Here is a 16,462-nt window from a genome sequence, read left to right as displayed (position 1 = left end):
ATCTCATTGCGCTGCCGCGTCCACGATATCGCCCAGCTCGCGCAGGACGGTCGTCGCATAGCAGCCGGGCGGCAGCGCGAAGCGCAGTTCCAGCGCGCCGTCGTCGCGCCATGTCCACGCCAGCTCCGCCGGCCGCAGGCGCAGCGCGCGGCGTTCCTGCTTCAGGCCGGCGCGCTCCAGCCCGGTGCGCAGGCGCGAAGCAGTGTCACCAGCCAGCGCCGCCAACTCCAGCTCGCGCGCCGCATCGGCGCTGCGCAGTTCGCCCTCGCCCCACAGCGGCCCGCTGGGGTGGATGTCGAACGCCTCCAGCCGCGCCTGCAGTTCCGGCGTCATCGCTTCGGGCCCGAACACGCTGCGGCTGCCGTCCAGCATCCACACCTCGCCTTCCAGCGCCGCATTCCAACGACCTGCCTCGACGCGCGCGGACAGCACCCGATTGAACAGTTCCGAACGCGCCGCCGACAGCAGCATCGTGCGCTCCTCGCGCTTCACCCGGCGGCCGGCAAACATCGCCACCGCCTGCTGCACGTTGCCGCCGCCGCGACCGAAACGCTGTTCGCCGAAGTAATTGGGCACGCCGTTGGCGGCGATTGCCGCAAGCCGCGCTTCGATCGCGCCACGCGCGCCCGCCACATCCCGCAGCACCAGCACGAAACGATTGCCGGCCAACGCGCCGCGCGGCAGCTTGCGCGAATGCCAGGCATGCCCTAGCACCCGCAACGCATCCGATTGCAATGCGTCGATGTCGGGCGCGATTTTTTTCGGCAGCCACACCGAAAACCGCTGCCGGGTGATCGCATGGCGGTCCTTCATCCCCGCATAGCCAATCGCCGATTCGTCGACGCCGGCCCACTGCGCGATGGTCTTCGCGGCGAACGCGGTATTCATGCCGCGCTTCTCGACCGTCAGCAGCAGGTGTTCGCCAGCACCGCTGGCTTCGAAACCCGGCAGTTCCTCGACGAAGAAGTCCTCCTGGCTGCTGCGGATGCGCGCAGACAGCACGGGGGCGCCGTGCGCGCGGGCGGGCTCGGTCACGCCCGCACCAGCAGGCACGCCGCCTGCGCCGCGATGCCTTCGCCGCGACCGGTGAAGCCAAGCGTCTCGCTGGTGGTCGCCTTCACGCTCACCGCGTCTACGTCGATGCCGAGGTCGGCGGCGATCCGCTCGCGCATCGCCTGCGCATGCGGACCGACCTTCGGCAACTCGCAGACCACGGTGACGTCGCAGTTGCCCACCCGCCAGCCGCGCTCGCGAATCAGCGCACTGCAGTGGCGAACGAAGGCACGGCTGTCGGCGCCCTTCCAGCGCGGATCCGACGGCGGAAAATGCACGCCGATGTCGCCCAGCGCCAGCGCACCGAGGATTGCGTCGCACAGCGCGTGCAGCGCCACGTCACCATCGCTGTGCGCCAGCACGCCGCGCGGGTGCGGCACGCGCACGCCGCCCAGCATCACATGGTCGCCCTCGCCAAACGCGTGCACGTCGAACCCTTGCCCAATCCGGATGTTCATGTGCGCCCTTGCAACAAAAACTCGGCCAATGCCAGATCGGCCGGCGTGGTGATTTTCAGGTTGTCTTCGCGGCCTTCCACCAGCAGCGGGTGCAGGCCCAGCCGTTCGACCGCCATCGCTTCGTCAGTAACCGCCACGCCCGCAGCCTGTGCGGATGCCAGCGCGCGTTGCAACAGGTCGCGGCGGAACGCCTGCGGCGTGAGCGCGCGCCACAGCATTGCGCGCGGCTCCGTGACCTGGATCCGGGCATCGGGATCGGCGCGTTTGAGCGTGTCGCGCACCGGCGCGGCAAGGATCGCGCCATCCGCGCAGGCCATCGCGGCAGCGATCAGCTTGCCAATGTCGCTCGCCTGCAGGTTCGGCCGCGCCGCATCGTGCACCAGCAACAGTTCATCGTCGGCCACGCCATCCGGCAGCGCGCGCAGCGCAGCCAGCACCGAATCCGCGCGCTCGCCGCCACCCACGCAGGTGCGCACCGGCTTGCCGTGCAGGCTGGACCAGCCAGGCCAATGTGCATCGCCTGCAGCCAGCGCCACCACCACGCCGTCAATCCCCGGATAGGCCAACAGCGCGCGCAGGGCGTGTTCGATCAGCGGCATGCCGCCCACACGCAGATATTGCTTGGGGACATCGCCGCCGAAGCGGCGCCCGCTGCCGGCAGCCGGCACCAGCGCCCAGCTCATGGGTCGGGGGTGTCGGTGGCCTGCTCCACGGAACCGGCAGGTTTGGCAGGCCGGGACGGCGGCATCGCGGCACCGTCGATGACCCGGTAGAAGGTCTCGCCCGGCTTGACCATGCCCAGCTCGCTGCGGGCGCGCTCTTCCACCGCCTCGCCGCCGGCCTTGAGGTCTGCGACTTCGGCAACAAGCGCATCATTGCGCGCCTGCAATTTCTGGTTCTCACCGCGCTGGGCGGCCACCTGCACCCGCAGTGCCGCCACTTCACGCTGGCCGCCGCTGCCGTACCACAGCTTGGACTGCAGCGCGGCCAACAACAGCAGCAAGAGCAGCAGCAGGGCATGCAGCGGCTTCACCAGACGACGTCCCGGCTCAGCGCTTCAGCGAAACGAAGGCGTCGCGCCCGGCGTAGCGAGCCACGCTGCCCAACTGTTGTTCGATGCGCAGCAACTGGTTGTACTTGGCCACGCGGTCGCTGCGGCACAGCGAGCCGGTCTTGATCTGGGTCGCGGTGGTCGCCACGGCGATATCGGCAATCGTGGTGTCCTCGGTTTCGCCGGAGCGGTGCGAGACGATGGCCGCGTAGTTCGCCGCGTCGGCCATCGCGATGGCCTCCAGTGTTTCCGACAAGGTGCCGATCTGGTTGACCTTGATCAGGATGGCATTGGCCACGCCGCGACTGATGCCATCCTTGAAGATGCGCGGGTTGGTGACGAACAGATCGTCGCCGACCAGCTGCACCTTGTTGCCAAGCCGCTCGGTGAGCAGTTTCCAGCCCTCCCAATCGTCTTCGGCCATTCCGTCTTCGATGGTGATGATCGGGTACTGCGCCGACCAATTGGCGAGGAACTCGACAAACTGCTCCGACGTCAGCCGCTTGCCCTCGCCGGTGAGGTTGTACTTGCCGTTTTCGAAAAACTCCGTGGCTGCGCAATCCAGGCCCAGCAGCACGTCCTCGCCGGCCTTGTAGCCGGCCTTGCCGATGGCCTCGAGAATGGTTTCCAGCGCTTCTTCATTGCTGCGCAGGTCAGGCGCAAAACCACCTTCATCGCCGACTGCGGTGGACAGGCCGCGCGCCTTCAGCACCGACTTCAGCGCGTGGAAGATCTCGGTGCCGCTGCGCAGCGCTTCGGAGAACGAATCGAAGCCGACCGGCAGCACCATGAACTCCTGCAGGTCGACGTTGTTGTCGGCATGCGCGCCGCCGTTGATGATGTTCATCATCGGCACCGGCAACGCGGGCGTGGTGCCGGTCATGCCGGCCAGGTATTGCCACAGGGCCTGCTTCTTCGATGCCGCCATCGCGTGGGCAGCGGCCAGCGACACGCCCAGCAGCGCATTGGCACCCAGCCGGCCCTTGTTCTCGGTGCCGTCGAGGTCGATCAGGCGCTTGTCCAGCCCGGCCTGATCCTGTGCATCCACGCCGCGCAGCGCGGTGGCGATGACGCCATTGACGTTGCCCACGGCTTTCCGCACGCCCTTGCCCAGATAGCGGGTCTTGTCGCCATCGCGCAGTTCCACCGCCTCCTTGCTGCCGGTGGACGCGCCCGACGGCACGGCGGCGCGACCCAGCGAGCCATCGGCCAGCGCAACCTCGGCCTCCAGCGTGGGATTGCCGCGGCTGTCGAGGATTTCGCGGGCATGGACATGGGTGATCGTGGTCATCGTGGGATCGTCGCAAGTGGGGGGGGGTTCAGAGTGAGTTTTCCAGAAAACCGCCGCGCTTGGCGACGGCATCCAGTTCCAGCAGGGTGGACAGCAGGGCTTCCATCTTGTCCAACGGCCAGGCGTTGGGGCCATCGGACAGCGCCTTGCTCGGGTCGGGATGGGTTTCCATGAAGACGCCGGCCACCCCCACCGCAACCGCGGCGCGCGCCAGCACCGGCACGAATTCGCGCTGGCCGCCGCTGGTGTTTCCCTGCCCGCCCGGCAACTGCACCGAATGGGTGGCGTCGAACACCACCGGGCAGCCGGTCTCGCGCATCACCGACAGCGAGCGCATGTCCGACACCAGGTTGTTGTAACCAAAGCTCGCGCCGCGTTCGCAGACCATGATCTGCTGGTTGCCGGCGGCTTTGGCTTTCTCCACCACCGGCTTCATGTCCCACGGCGACAGGAACTGGCCTTTCTTGATGTTGACCGGCTTGCCGGTGGCGCACACCTTGGTGATGAAATCGGTTTGCCGGACCAGGAACGCCGGCGTCTGCAGCACATCGACCACCGAGGCCACTTCATCCATCGGCGTGTATTCGTGCACGTCGGTCAGCACCGGCACGCCGATCTGCCGCTTGACCTCGGCCAGCACGCGCAGCCCTTCTTCCATGCCGGGGCCCCTGAAGCTCTTGATCGAGGTTCGGTTGGCCTTGTCGAAGCTGGACTTGAAGATGAAGTTGATGCCCAGGCGGCCGGTGATCTCCTTCAGCCGCCCGGCCACGTCGAGCTGCAATTGCTCGCTCTCCACCACGCAGGGGCCGGCGATCAGGAACAGCGGCCGGTCGAGACCAACCTCGAATCCACAGAGCTTCATGGGTGTACTCACTTTTTCTGGGTCGCCTTGCGATCGCGTGCGGCGCGGATGAAGCCGATGAACAGCGGATGCCCGCTGCGCGGCGTGGACAGGAACTCGGGGTGCGCCTGGCAGGCCAGGAACCAGGGATGCGCGTCCTGCGGCATTTCGATCATCTCCACCAGCAGGTCATCCATCGACTTGGCCGAAATCACCAGCCCGGCATCTTCCAGCTGGGTGCGATAGCGGTTGTTGAATTCGTAGCGGTGACGGTGGCGCTCGCCGACCACGTCCTTGCCATACAGGCGGTGCGCCAGCGTATCCGGCTTGACCCGCTGCTCCTGCAGGCCCAGGCGCATGGTACCGCCGAGGTCGGAGGCATCGCTGCGCCGCTCCACTTCACCGCTCTGGGTACGCCATTCGGTGATCAAGCCAATCACCGGGTGCGCCGCGCTCTTGTCGTTTTCGGTGCTGTTGGCGCCCGCCAGCCCGGCCATGTTGCGCGCCACATCGACCACCGCCGCCTGCATGCCGTAGCAGATGCCGAAATACGGCAACCCGCTTTCACGCGCATATTTCGAGGTCAGCACCTTGCCTTCGAAACCGCGATCACCAAACCCGCCCGGCACCAGCACGCCATCGACGTCGGCCAGCAAGCCAGCCGCGCCCGCGCGCTCCACGTCCTCGGCTTCCAGCCACTTCAGGTTGACCCGCGTGCGCTGGCGCAGGCCGCCGTGCTTGAGCGCCTCGCCCACCGACTTGTACGCATCCCGGTGATCGACGTACTTGCCGACCACGGCGATGGTCACTTCGTCCCCCGGATGTTCGGCCGCATCGACCACCGCATCCCATTCCGACAGATCGGCTTCGTGCGCCCGGCCCAGATGCAGTTGCTCCACCACCAGTTGATCCAGATGCTGCGCATGCAGCCAGCGCGGGATCTTGTGGATGTTGTCCATGTCGATGGCGGAAATCACCGCCTTCTCGGGGACATTGGTGAACAGCGCGATCTTGCGGCGCTCGCCGTCCGGCAGCGGCCGTTCGCTGCGGCACATCAGCACGTCCGGCTGGATGCCGATGCCGCGCAATTCCTTCACCGAATGCTGGGTGGGCTTGGTCTTCAGCTCGCCCGCGGCAGCAATGAACGGCACCAGCGTCAGGTGCATGAACATCGCCTTGTCGGCACCGCGCTCGATGCGCAGCTGGCGAATGGCTTCCAGGAATGGCAGCGATTCGATGTCGCCCACGGTGCCGCCAATCTCCACGATGCCCACGTCGAAGCCGGCGGTCGCCGCATCGATGCAGTGCTTGATCTGGTCGGTGACGTGCGGGATCACCTGCACGGTGCCGCCGAGGTAGTCGCCGCGACGTTCCTTGCGGATCACCGCTTCGTAAATCTTGCCGGTGGTGATGGAGTTGCGCCCGGACAGGCGGGTGTTGACGAAGCGCTCGTAATGTCCGAGATCCAGATCGGTCTCGGCGCCATCGTCGGTGACGTAGACCTCGCCGTGCTGGAACGGGCTCATGGTGCCCGGGTCGACGTTGAGGTAGGGATCCAGCTTCATCATCGTGACCTTCAGGCCACGGGCTTCAAGGATGGCGGCAAGCGAAGCGGCGGCAATGCCCTTGCCAAGCGAGGACACGACGCCCCCGGTTACGAAAAGAAGGGGCGTATGGGAATCGGGGGAGGTCATGTCGGCAGCGCGGCGCTGGAAACCGGCATTCTAGCGGCAAGACCCCCTCCCTTGCACGACCTTGACGCGGAACTTGTTGATCCGAAAGGGAAACGCGAATCCTGCTCAGGCGTCCCCTCGCGCCCGCGCGGCATGCCACGCGGCAGCACCGATCAGCCCCAGCTGGCCGTGCTCGATGGTGACGACGGGCACCTCGCGCAAGGTGTCGGAGAGTACGCCCTTGTCGAGGAAGCGCTGCATGAAGCCGCCCTGGCGCAGGTAGTGCTGCAAATGCCCGGTCAGGCCCCCCGCCAGGCACACCGAGCGCGCGCGGAAGGTGATGGCAAGGTCGCCGGCGAAGCTGCCCAGCCAACGACAGAACAACGCAGCGCATTCCGCCGCCAACAGGTCGCGCCCCTTGTCTGCGGCATCCACCAAATCGCTTGGCGCATGCAAGCGCGGGGGTACGCCGCGCAGCTCGCACAGCGCCTGATACAGATTCATCAATCCCGGACCCGAGAACAAGCGTTCGCTGGCCACGTGCCCGAAGCGCGCCTGCAGCAGGCGCACCACGTCGAGTTCCAGCGGCGTGTTGGCTACCAGCCCGGCCTGCCCGGCTTCGCTGGGCTGCACCCCCGGGCGCCCGCCTTGATCGATCACCAGCGCTGCGCCCAGGCCGGTGCCCGGCCCCAGCAGCAGCGCCGGCAAACGCAGGCCATTGCCATCGCCGCTGCCCAGCATCTGCATCTGCGCATGAGGGATTTTTGGCAGCGCCCATGCCAGCGCCTCGAAATCGTTGATCAGGTGCAGATGCTCGATACCGGCCTCGGCCCGCGCCTCGGCCAGCGACACCTGCCACGGCAGGTTGCTGTTGAGCAACATGTCACCCTGCAGCACGCCGGCGATGGCCACCACGCAAACAGTGGGGTATGCCTCCCCGGCGCCGGCGGCAAGTTCCTCGCGGAAGCGACGCAGGATCGCAGCCAAGCCCGGGAATTCCGCGCAGGCATAGCGACGATGGAATCCCACCGCGATGGCTTCACCCGCAATGTCCACCAGTCCCAGCCGGGCATAGGTGCCACCGACGTCTGCCGCCAACAACTGCTGTGCGGCCGTGCGCGCCTCGGCACGACCCATGACATCCACCACTGAAACCCCCTCGCAAACCATTCGGGCAACGCCAAGCCATTCCCTGCGGCGCCATTGTACGGGCAGCGGCAGGGAGTCCCGCATGCGTGCAAAACCCTGCGCAAGGCCACACACTGGCGCCCCGAGACGCCACGCAAAATCCGATAGACAGAAAATGAATACCCGCTACAACGCCGCCGACATCGAAGTCCTCTCTGGCCTGGACCCGGTCAAGCGCCGGCCCGGCATGTACACCGATACCTCGCGACCGAACCACCTCGCGCAGGAGGTCATCGACAACGGCGTCGATGAAGCGCTGGCGGGGCATGCGCGCGGCATCGAGGTCATCCTGTTCGCCGACGGCAGCTGCGAGGTGGCCGACGACGGTCGTGGCATGCCGGTGGACATCCATCCCGAGGAGAAAATCCCCGGCGTGGAGCTGATCCTGACCCGCCTGCATGCCGGCGGAAAATTCAGCAACAAGAACTACACCTTCAGCGGCGGCCTGCACGGCGTCGGCGTGAGCGTGGTCAACGCGCTGTCGACCAAGGTCGATGTGTTCATCAAGCGCGACGGCAGCGAATACCACATGGCCTTTGCCAACGGCGACCGCACGTCGCCGCTGAACACGATTGGCAGCGTGGGCAGGAAGAACACCGGCACCCGCCTGCGCTTCTGGCCCAACCCCACCTACTTCGACACGCCCAGGTTCAACCTGCGCGCGCTCAAGCACCTGCTGCGCGCCAAGGCCGTGCTGTGCCCGGGCCTTACCGTCTCGCTGTTCGACGAAGCCAGCGGCGAGCGGGTGCAGTGGCATTACGAGGATGGCCTGCGCGATTACCTGCGCGGCGAATTGGCGGAACGCGAATTGCTGCCGCCGGAGCTGTTCGTCGGCACCTTGAAGAAGGACACCGAAATCGTCGATTGGGCGGTGGCCTGGGTTCCCGACGGCGAGCTCGTGCAGGAAAGCTACGTCAACCTGATTCCCACCGCGCAACACGGCACGCACGTCAACGGCCTGCGCACGGGCTTCACCGACGCGCTGCGCGAGTTCTGCGATTTCCGCAACCTGCTGCCGCGCGGCGTGAAGCTGGCGCCGGAAGACGTATGGGATCGGGTCGCCTTCGTGCTGTCATTGAAAATGACCGACCCGCAGTTTTCCGGGCAAACAAAAGAACGCCTGTCTTCGCGGCAGGCCGCAGGCTTCGTGGAAGGGGCGGCGCACGATGCCTTCAGCCTGTGGCTGAATTCCAACACCGAGTTCGGCGAGAGGATCGCCCAGCTCGCGATCGAACGCGCCTCGGCCCGCCTGAAGACCGAAAAGCAGATCGTCCGCAAAAAGGTGACGCAAGGCCCGGCCCTGCCCGGCAAGCTGGCCGACTGCATTTCACAGGACCTCTCCCGCACCGAACTGTTCCTGGTCGAAGGCGACTCCGCCGGTGGCAGCGCCAGGCAGGCCCGCGACAAGGATTTCCAGGCCATCCTGCCGTTGCGCGGCAAGATCCTGAACACCTGGGAAGTGGCCTCCGGGCAGGTGCTGGCCTCGCAGGAAGTGCACGACCTGGCCGTGGCCATCGGCTGCGACCCGGGCAAGGACGCGATCGACGGCCTGCGCTACGGCAAGATCGTGATCCTGGCCGACGCCGACTCCGACGGCCTGCATATCGCCACCCTGCTGACGGCCCTGTTCCTCAAGCATTTCCCCATGCTGGTGGCCGCCGGCCATGTGTTCGTGGCGATGCCGCCGCTGTTCCGGGTGGACGTCGGCAAGCAAGTGTTCTACGCGCTGGACGAAGAAGAAAAGCGCTTGCTGCTGGAAAAAATCGCGCGGGAAAAGCTCAAGGGCCAGGTCAATGTCACCCGCTTCAAGGGGCTGGGTGAAATGAACCCGCAGCAGCTGCGCGAATCCACCATGCATATCGACACCCGCCGACTGGTGCAACTCACCGTGGACGACGACCACGCCACCCGCGGCCTGATGGACATGCTGCTGGCCAAGAAGCGCGCCGGCGACCGCAAGGCCTGGCTGGAGCAAAAGGGCGACCTGGCGACGCTGGAGGTGTGAAGGCGATCCCGAGCTTTCTCGGCACAACGTGCTTGAAGTAATATTCCGCCCTACCGAAACTCTCGGTCACATGGGGAAATCGATAATGAAACTTGCTGCACCGCTTCTAACTGCGGTATTGGCTTGTGCTGTCCCGAACATCGCTCCCGCCCAAGCACTTGGCTACATGGACTTCGCAAAGCACGCTGCAATCGACCAGGTTGCAATGTCGCCGGACGGCAAACACATTGCAATAGCCGTCCCCTCAGCGGATGGAATGGAAACCCAGCTCCATATCATTCCATTGGATGGCGGGAAGGACGTACAAGCGCTCCGGTTTGGCCGCCAACAGCACGTTGGCAACATCATCTGGAGCTCCGATGATCAGGTCGTGGTATCCCGCGCCAAGCGCGACCCGCTGAAGACACAGCCGGTCAGCTACGGCGAGCTGATGAGTTCGGACATCCGGGGCAAGACGCAGAACACATTGTTCGCCTTCATCCGGGACTCCGGAACGATCAGCGGGCGGCGCAAGGATCATGGCTTTGCTTCCGTTGCCATGACGCTTGATCAGGAACCTGGCAAGGTGCTGGTCGAATTCACCGCCTGGCCCGAGCGGGAAGGGGATGAGGACCAAAGCACGACCATCTACAAGGTCGACACCCGCACAGGTAGCCGCGAGCAGATTGAGTACAGCAAAGACAGCGCCACATTCCAATTCGATCATGACGGGCACGCGCGCCTGAGAGCCACGAAAGACGACAACGACCTCCCCGTCCTGATGTACCGCCCGGTCGCCGCAAGTGACTGGCAGCCCGTGCCGAAATCGCTGGCAGGCTACGACATGAACCTCCTTTACGTGGAGCCGGATGGCAATACCGCCTATGCAACGATCGTTGACAAGGCTGAACCGGCGCAGCTGTACAAGGTCAATCTGGCCCTAGGCACACGCATCAGGCTGGCAGGACGCGGCGACGAAGAAATTTCCCGCATCCTCTACTCTGGCCACGATGGCCCCCCATTTGGCGTGATCTACGACGAGGCCAAGCCCTCCATCGAGTATCTTGATCCGGGATCGAAATGGGCAGGCTTGCATGCTGGCTTGATGAAGGCTTTCCCGGGGCAGATGCTGTCGTTCATCAACTGGAGCAAGAGCGACGACAAGCTTTTGTTCTATGTATGGAGCGACCGTAATCCGGGAGCTTGGTACACCCTGGACATTGCAGCCGGCAACAAGATTCAACTGATCGACAGGGCAATGCCGTGGATCAAGCCTGAATCGCTTGCCTCCACGATTCCCGTCAGTTTCAAGTCAAGGGATGGCCTGACGCTGCACGGCTTCTTTACCGCACCTGCAGGCGCTGGCCCGCGCCCGATGCTGGTCATGCCGCATGGCGGCCCGCACGGCATCTATGATACCTGGGGCTACAACAGCGACGCACAATTCTTCGCCAGCCGCGGCTATGCGGTCCTGCAGGTCAACTATCGTGGCTCCGGGGGCCGCGGCAGGGAGTTCATTGAGCGCGGCTACCAGCAATGGGGCGGCAGCATGCAGGATGATTTGGCCGACAGCGTGAACTGGGCCATTTCCAACAAACTTGCCGATCCAAGCAGGATCTGCACGTATGGCGCAAGCTATGGCGGCTATGCCGCGCTGATGCAGCCCATTCGCTACCCGGACCTGTACAAGTGTGCAATTGGATACGTCGGCGTGTATGACCTGCTGGTCATGAAGAAGGCTGGCGACGTCAAGGATTCCGCATCAGGCAGACGCTACCTTGATCGCGTGCTCGGTACCGACGTGGCGCAACTCAGGGCTTGGTCACCGTCGCAGAACGTCGGGAAAATCAAGATCCCGGTCTTTATTGCGCAGGGAATGATTGACCGGCGCGTGCCGATGGAACAGTTTGACTCGCTGCGAGATGCATTCAAGAGCAATGGCGTGCCGATTGAAACGATGGTCGCCTCGGGAGAAGGACACGGCTATTACAAGCCGGAAAACCGAGCTGAACTCTATAAACGCATGGAAGCTTTCCTCGGCAAGTACATCGGGCCAGACAAGCACTGAACGACCATTCGAAGGCGGCGCCAGCCGCCTTCGATTTGCGTGGGGCCGTTGAGGAACGCTTTCACAGTGGGTGCAGCACGCACGCTGCACCCACACAATGGCCTGACGACCACCTGATTACTGGCGCTGGCACTCAATCCCGCCATTAGCAAACGGCCCGCAATGCGGGCCGTTTGCTTGTCACGCGTGCGTCCGATGGCTCAGTGCTGGTGACCGCCCTCGCCATGCACGTGGCCGTGGGCGATTTCTTCCTCGCTGGCCTCGCGGACTTCAACGATCTCGATGTCGAACTCCAGATCCTTGCCCGCCATCGGGTGGTTCAGGTCCACGTCCACCACGCTCATGCCCACCTTTTCAACGGTGACTGCGCGCGGGCCGAAGTTGGTGTTCAGCACGACCTGCATGCCGGGGGACAGCTTCTGTTCCCCGAAATGCTTCTTGGGGATGCGCTGGGTCAGGCCTTCGCGGCGTTCGCCATAGGCCTCGGCAGCAGTCACCGCCGCCTTGAAGGTGTCGCCGGCTTCATGGCCGTCCATCGCGTTCTCCAGACCGGGGATGATCTGGCCGCGCCCGAACAGGATGGTCAGTGGCTCGCCAACGTCTTTCGAGTTCTCCAGCGCCTCCTTGCCGGCTTCGGCCACGGCGTAGTGGAAGCGAACAACGCGGTCTTTTTCGATCTTCATGACATGCCTGCTTTCGGTTGGGCGCTTGCCGCCGCATGCGGATCCGGCAACACTGCGCGATGATGAAACCAGCCGACTGCAACCAGCGACCGGGCGCGCATTATCGACGCTATGCCCTGCTAGCGCCATTGGTGGCCGCACTCGCCGGCTGCGGAGGCGGCAATGTCGCCCGCCAGCCGCCACCGCGCAGCGTTCCCGGGCATGACTGGCCGGTGCTGGCGCCGGCCGATCCGGTGCGCGCCAATGCCGTGCTGATGCGCGCCATCAGCCTGGTGGGCACGCCCTACCGTTATGGCGGCAACACCCCGGAAGGCGGCTTCGACTGCAGCGGGCTGGTGGGTTACGTGTTCCGCGACATGTTGAACCTGCGCCTGCCGCGCACCACCCATGAATTGGCGGCCATGGAAGGGCCACGTATCCGGCCCGACAAGCTGGCCGGCGGTGACCTGGTGTTTTTCGGCAATGACGGCACGGTCAGTCACGTCGGCATCTACGTGGGCGAAGGCCGCTTTGTCCACGCGCCAAGCACGGGAGGAACCGTGCGCCTGGACCGGCTGGACGGCCACTGGTGGAAGCAGCACTACAGCGGCGCGCGGCGGCTGCTGCTGTGATCCAGGGCAGCCTATCCCGCCCGATTTCACAAACATGAACAGGCATCCGCCGCCGTTCTCCCCATTCATGTTGGCCGCCCTAACGTTTTTTGAACCCTTCAACCGGCCATCCGGGGCATAGTCGCCCCTGTTTTGGCATCGTGATGACCGCGTGAAGACAGCGAACCTGCCCCACGGCCATTCCGCACTGCGCGTTCGCAGCGGATTCCGGATCTTCCTCGTCCTGGCGCTGGCTGCCTGCAGCCTGCCGGCACTGGCCATGAATCCGCCGGCCGCAAAGCCCGAGGCAGCACCGTCCGCAACCGTCACCGCAGCTGCCAGCGTGACGTTGCCAGCCCCCGCATCGATCGCCACTCCCGACACCGCGCCGCTGGCGGCCCAGCTTGAAGCCCTGCAGCAGGCCAAGGACGCCCCCGGCAGTTCGTCCGTGGTGAAGACCGTCCTGCAGCGCGCGTTCGCCCTGTTGGGCACGCCCTACCGCTGGGGCGGCAGTTCGCCGGAGAACGGCTTCGACTGCAGCGGCCTGGTCGGTTACGTGTTCCGCACCATCGGCATCGACCTGCCACGCGTGTCCCGCTCGATGGCCAACGAAGGCACCCGGGTGGACAGCCGCGAGGCGCTGACCGAAGGCGATCTGGTGTTCTTCGGCCGCCGCGGGCACGTGGATCACGTCGGCATCTATATCGGCAACGGGCAGTTCCTGCACGCACCGCGCACTGGCCGCGATGTCACCGTATCCAGCCTCACCAGCGGCTACTGGTCGCAGAAATACCTGGAAGCGCGGCGTTTGGCCGCTGGCAGCTGAGGTCGCCACAACCTGCCGCATGAACGCCGCCCGTGGGCGGCGTCATTGTTTTCGCGCCGCGTCCGTCGCCTGCCGATAGCGCGCCACGGTCTGCTCCACGCCCTTGCCCAGCGCCATCACCTGCATGGCGTATTCGGTCAACCGACGATCTTCGTCGTTGCGTGGCTCCCATGCCGGCACGACCACCGGCGCCCCCTCCGGGGCATCCATCGCCACGAACACGATCACGCAATGGGTGCACAGGCGGGCCTCGGCTTCGTCCTCGCGCGGATCGCGGGCGCGCACATCCACCGCAAAATGCATCGACGTGTTGCCGGTATGGATCAGCATGGCTTCCACGCTGACCAGATCCCCGATGCGAATCGGCGCGACGAAGCGAATGCCGCCCACCGCCACGGTCACGCTGTAGTGCCCGCTCCAGCCGACTGCCGCGGCATAGCCGGCCTGGTCGATCCACTTCATGACCTGCCCGCCATGCACCTTGCCCCCGAAATTGACGTCGGCAGGCTCGGCGAGGAAGCGCATGGTCAACTGGCGTTGGTGTCCCTTCATCCCGGCTCCCCCCATTCCTGACTAAGGTCATGCTGTGCCAGCCGACATGCAACCACCGGCGCAGCAGCGAATCCGATCATTGTCGCAGCCAGCGGTGCCATGCAAGTGCGCGCGCGCATACAATGCATGCGCGCGAAAGTGGCGGAATTGGCAGACGCCCTGGATTTAGGTTCCAGTGCCGCAAGGCGTGCGGGTTCGAGTCCCGCCTTTCGCACCAGTCCAGCTTGGCGGTGACGCGGCCCGCGTGCCGGGCTATCCTTGCGGGACGGCATTTCGCCGGATCGCGACAGGATCGACGCCATGCGCAGCGGCAACCCCGCACTTTCCGAAAACACCTTCCTCGACCTCGGCAGCGGCACCCTGGTGCGCGGCAACGCCGATGCGATGACGCTCAACGGCACCGTCAACAAAACGGCGCTGCTGCTGGTGCTGACCCTGGCCGGCGCGCTGTTCAGCTGGGCGCAATTCACCTCGGCCATGGCCGCAGGCAACCCCGGCGCGATCATGCCCTACGTGTGGGGCGGCGCGATTGGCGGCTTCATCGTGGCCATGGTCACCATCTTCAAGAAGACCTGGTCGCCTTACACCGCACCACTGTATGCCGTCCTTGAAGGCATGTTCCTCGGCGCGGCATCGGGCATGTTCGAGCTGCGCTTCCCCGGCATCGTGGTGCAGGCGGTCGGCCTCACCTTCGGCACCCTGGGCGCCCTGCTGCTGGCTTATCGCAGCGGCCTGATCAAGGCCACCGAGAACTTCAAGCTGGGCGTGGTGGCAGCCACCGGCGGCATCGCGCTGCTGTACCTGGCGCAAATGGCCCTGCAATTCTTCGGCTTCGGCGGGATGAGCTTCATCAATGGCTCCAGCACCATCGGCATCCTGTTCAGCGTGGGCGTGGTGATCGTGGCCGCACTGAACCTGGTGCTGGATTTCGACTTCATCGAACAGGGCGTCGAGCACGGCGCGCCGAAGTACATGGAGTGGTACGCCGCGTTCGGCCTGCTGGTCACGCTGGTCTGGCTGTATCTGGAAATCCTGCGCCTGCTCAGCAAGCTGCAATCGCGCAACTGACCGGCATTGCCCGGGCACGGAAAAGGGCACCTCGCGGTGCCCTTTTTTTCGACTCGACGGGGCGCGAGAACCAGCCCCGCCCCCGACGCATCGTTCAAACCCGCGACGCGATCGCCCTGGCAAACGACATCGTGTTGCCTTCGCCGCCCAGATCGGGCGTCAGGCTGTCCTTGGCTTCCAGCGTGGCGATGATGGCATCGCGCAGCTTGGCCGCCTTCTCGGGCTGACCCAGGTGGTCGAGCATCTGCACCGCACCCAGCAGCAGCGCGCACGGGTTTGCAATGCCATTGCCGGCGATATCCGGCGCGGAGCCGTGCACCGCTTCGAAGATCGCCACGTCGTGACCGATGTTCGCACCCGGCGCCAGGCCCAAGCCGCCCACCAGGCCGGCACACAGGTCGGAAATGATGTCGCCGAACAGGTTGGTGGTCACGATGATGTCGAATTGCTCGGGACGCATCACCAGCTGCATGCAGGTGTTGTCCACGATCATTTCGTTGCACTCGATGTCCGGGTACTGCGCGGCCACTTCGCGCGCGGTCTTCAGGAACAGCCCCGAGGTGGACTTCAGGATGTTGGCCTTGTGCACCACGGTGATCTTCCTGCGGCCGGTCTTGCGCGCCAGTTCGAAGGCATAGCGCACGATGCGCTCGGAGCCCTTGCGGGTGACCTTCTGGGTCAGCACCGCGGTCTCGCCGTCGGCCGAGACTTCCTGGCCTTCACCGATGTAGGCACCCTCGGTGTTTTCGCGCACGGTGATCAGATCCACGCCGCTGGGGAAGCGCGACTTGGTATTGGGGAAGCTCTTGGCCGGGCGCACGTTGGCGTACAGGTCGAAGCGCTTGCGCAACTCGACGTTGATCGAGCTGAACCCGCCGCCCACCGGCGTGGTCAGCGGCGACTTCAGCGCGATCCTGTTCTTGCGGATCGACTCCATGGTCGCCGCCGGCAGCAATTCGCCGTGCTTCTCCAGCGCCGCCATGCCGGCGTCGGCGTAGTCGTAGGTCAGGCCAAGCTGCATGGCATCGAGCACATACAGGGCAGCATCCATGATTTCCGGGCCGATACCGTCGCCGCGGATGACCGTGATCGTTGTCATTTTCAAGTTTCCAGACAGGCCGGCGCCGCGCGCCGCG

General features: G+C 65.1%; 16 protein-coding genes and 1 tRNA gene. 6 read left to right on the top strand and 11 right to left on the bottom strand.

What is annotated here, in order from left to right; translation table 11 throughout:
• Nucleotides 1-3 precede the first annotated feature (3 nt).
• The 8 genes from truD to LIW09_RS03295 all read right to left on the bottom strand — a co-directional run bounded on the left by truD (nt 4) and on the right by LIW09_RS03295 (nt 7,504).
• Nucleotides 4-1,035, bottom strand: a complete 1,032-nt coding sequence (gene truD, locus LIW09_RS03330) for a tRNA pseudouridine(13) synthase TruD (RefSeq protein WP_256646553.1) — start codon at nt 1,033-1,035, stop codon at nt 4-6.
• A complete protein-coding gene (gene ispF, locus LIW09_RS03325) occupies nt 1,032-1,511 on the bottom strand; it encodes a 2-C-methyl-D-erythritol 2,4-cyclodiphosphate synthase (protein ID WP_256646552.1) in 480 nt (159 codons plus the stop codon). Before ispF ends, truD begins: the two co-directional genes overlap by 4 nt.
• Nucleotides 1,508-2,194 carry a 2-C-methyl-D-erythritol 4-phosphate cytidylyltransferase gene (ispD, locus tag LIW09_RS03320; protein ID WP_256646551.1) on the bottom strand — a complete coding sequence of 229 codons (687 nt, stop codon included), beginning with the start codon at nt 2,192-2,194 and terminating at the stop codon, nt 1,508-1,510. The genes ispF and ispD overlap by 4 nt, the downstream gene beginning before the upstream one ends.
• Nucleotides 2,191-2,544: a cell division protein FtsB gene (ftsB, locus tag LIW09_RS03315; protein ID WP_256646550.1), complete on the bottom strand. Its 354-nt coding sequence runs from the start codon at nt 2,542-2,544 to the stop codon at nt 2,191-2,193. Before ftsB ends, ispD begins: the two co-directional genes overlap by 4 nt.
• 16 nt (nt 2,545-2,560) lie before the next feature.
• Nucleotides 2,561-3,853, bottom strand: coding sequence for a phosphopyruvate hydratase (gene eno, locus LIW09_RS03310; protein WP_256646548.1), 1,293 nt, complete (start codon nt 3,851-3,853; stop codon nt 2,561-2,563).
• A 28-nt stretch (nt 3,854-3,881) separates the two neighbouring features.
• Nucleotides 3,882-4,715, bottom strand: coding sequence for a 3-deoxy-8-phosphooctulonate synthase (kdsA, locus tag LIW09_RS03305; protein WP_256646547.1), 834 nt, complete (start codon nt 4,713-4,715; stop codon nt 3,882-3,884).
• Nucleotides 4,716-4,723: 8 nt separating this feature from the next.
• Nucleotides 4,724-6,388 carry a CTP synthase gene (gene pyrG, locus LIW09_RS03300; RefSeq protein WP_256646546.1) on the bottom strand — a complete coding sequence of 555 codons (1,665 nt, stop codon included), beginning with the start codon at nt 6,386-6,388 and terminating at the stop codon, nt 4,724-4,726.
• Between the two features lie 105 nt (nt 6,389-6,493).
• A complete protein-coding gene (locus LIW09_RS03295; RefSeq protein ID WP_256646545.1) occupies nt 6,494-7,504 on the bottom strand; it encodes a glucokinase in 1,011 nt (336 codons plus the stop codon).
• 166 nt (nt 7,505-7,670) lie between these two features.
• Between LIW09_RS03295 and parE the strand changes: the two genes are divergently transcribed.
• Together parE and LIW09_RS03285 are read left to right on the top strand one after the other, a co-directional pair.
• Complete coding sequence (parE, locus tag LIW09_RS03290) at nt 7,671-9,560, top strand: DNA topoisomerase IV subunit B (RefSeq protein ID WP_256646544.1); 1,890 nt, start codon at nt 7,671-7,673, stop codon at nt 9,558-9,560.
• Nucleotides 9,561-9,645: 85 nt separating this feature from the next.
• Complete coding sequence (locus LIW09_RS03285; RefSeq protein WP_256646543.1) at nt 9,646-11,607, top strand: alpha/beta hydrolase family protein; 1,962 nt, start codon at nt 9,646-9,648, stop codon at nt 11,605-11,607.
• 200 nt (nt 11,608-11,807) lie between these two features.
• Here LIW09_RS03285 and LIW09_RS03280 read toward each other — a convergent pair whose 3' ends face one another.
• The gene (locus LIW09_RS03280; RefSeq protein WP_425507908.1) at nt 11,808-12,290 is read right to left on the bottom strand and encodes an FKBP-type peptidyl-prolyl cis-trans isomerase; all 483 of its coding nucleotides are present in this window, start codon (nt 12,288-12,290) and stop codon (nt 11,808-11,810) included.
• A gap of 59 nt (nt 12,291-12,349) precedes the next feature.
• Here LIW09_RS03280 and LIW09_RS03275 point away from each other — a divergent pair, with 59 nt between their 5' ends.
• A complete protein-coding gene (locus tag LIW09_RS03275; protein ID WP_256646542.1) occupies nt 12,350-12,901 on the top strand; it encodes a C40 family peptidase in 552 nt (183 codons plus the stop codon).
• Between the two features lie 151 nt (nt 12,902-13,052).
• The gene (locus LIW09_RS03270; RefSeq protein ID WP_256646541.1) at nt 13,053-13,706 is read left to right on the top strand and encodes a C40 family peptidase; all 654 of its coding nucleotides are present in this window, start codon (nt 13,053-13,055) and stop codon (nt 13,704-13,706) included.
• A 42-nt stretch (nt 13,707-13,748) separates the two neighbouring features.
• Here LIW09_RS03270 and LIW09_RS03265 read toward each other — a convergent pair whose 3' ends face one another.
• Nucleotides 13,749-14,258 carry an acyl-CoA thioesterase gene (locus LIW09_RS03265; RefSeq protein ID WP_256646540.1) on the bottom strand — a complete coding sequence of 170 codons (510 nt, stop codon included), beginning with the start codon at nt 14,256-14,258 and terminating at the stop codon, nt 13,749-13,751.
• A 132-nt stretch (nt 14,259-14,390) separates the two neighbouring features.
• Here LIW09_RS03265 and LIW09_RS03260 point away from each other — a divergent pair.
• Together LIW09_RS03260 and LIW09_RS03255 are read left to right on the top strand one after the other, a co-directional pair.
• Nucleotides 14,391-14,475 (top strand) — tRNA-Leu (locus LIW09_RS03260).
• An 83-nt stretch (nt 14,476-14,558) separates the two neighbouring features.
• Nucleotides 14,559-15,326, top strand: coding sequence for a Bax inhibitor-1/YccA family protein (locus LIW09_RS03255; protein WP_256646539.1), 768 nt, complete (start codon nt 14,559-14,561; stop codon nt 15,324-15,326).
• Nucleotides 15,327-15,420: 94 nt separating this feature from the next.
• Here the strand turns inward: LIW09_RS03255 and LIW09_RS03250 are convergent, their stop codons facing one another.
• Complete coding sequence (locus tag LIW09_RS03250) at nt 15,421-16,425, bottom strand: isocitrate dehydrogenase (RefSeq protein ID WP_256646538.1); 1,005 nt, start codon at nt 16,423-16,425, stop codon at nt 15,421-15,423.
• Nucleotides 16,426-16,462 lie beyond the last annotated feature (37 nt).

The organism is Thermomonas paludicola (genome assembly GCF_024498955.1).
Taxonomy (GTDB): domain Bacteria; phylum Pseudomonadota; class Gammaproteobacteria; order Xanthomonadales; family Xanthomonadaceae; genus Thermomonas; species Thermomonas paludicola.
Note: the sequence above shows the minus strand (reverse complement) of the source record. Positions and strands in the feature narration are given on the sequence as shown.

Bases quoted from the DNA above. Each gene is read 5' to 3' on its own strand.
- ispF (WP_256646552.1), bottom strand. From the start codon at position 1,511: ATGAACATCCGGATTGGGCAAGGGTTCGACGTGCACGCGTTTGGCGAG.
- ispD (WP_256646551.1), bottom strand. From the start codon at position 2,194: ATGAGCTGGGCGCTGGTGCCGGCTGCCGGCAGCGGGCGCCGCTTCGGC.
- eno (WP_256646548.1), bottom strand. From the start codon at position 3,853: ATGACCACGATCACCCATGTCCATGCCCGCGAAATCCTCGACAGCCGC.
- kdsA (WP_256646547.1), bottom strand. From the start codon at position 4,715: ATGAAGCTCTGTGGATTCGAGGTTGGTCTCGACCGGCCGCTGTTCCTG.
- pyrG (WP_256646546.1), bottom strand. From the start codon at position 6,388: ATGACCTCCCCCGATTCCCATACGCCCCTTCTTTTCGTAACCGGGGGC.
- LIW09_RS03295 (WP_256646545.1), bottom strand. From the start codon at position 7,504: ATGGGTCGTGCCGAGGCGCGCACGGCCGCACAGCAGTTGTTGGCGGCA.
- parE (WP_256646544.1), top strand. From the start codon at position 7,671: ATGAATACCCGCTACAACGCCGCCGACATCGAAGTCCTCTCTGGCCTG.
- LIW09_RS03285 (WP_256646543.1), top strand. From the start codon at position 9,646: ATGAAACTTGCTGCACCGCTTCTAACTGCGGTATTGGCTTGTGCTGTC.
- LIW09_RS03280 (WP_425507908.1), bottom strand. From the start codon at position 12,290: ATGAAGATCGAAAAAGACCGCGTTGTTCGCTTCCACTACGCCGTGGCC.
- LIW09_RS03275 (WP_256646542.1), top strand. From the start codon at position 12,350: ATGATGAAACCAGCCGACTGCAACCAGCGACCGGGCGCGCATTATCGA.
- LIW09_RS03265 (WP_256646540.1), bottom strand. From the start codon at position 14,258: ATGAAGGGACACCAACGCCAGTTGACCATGCGCTTCCTCGCCGAGCCT.
- LIW09_RS03255 (WP_256646539.1), top strand. From the start codon at position 14,559: ATGCGCAGCGGCAACCCCGCACTTTCCGAAAACACCTTCCTCGACCTC.
- LIW09_RS03250 (WP_256646538.1), bottom strand. From the start codon at position 16,425: ATGACAACGATCACGGTCATCCGCGGCGACGGTATCGGCCCGGAAATC.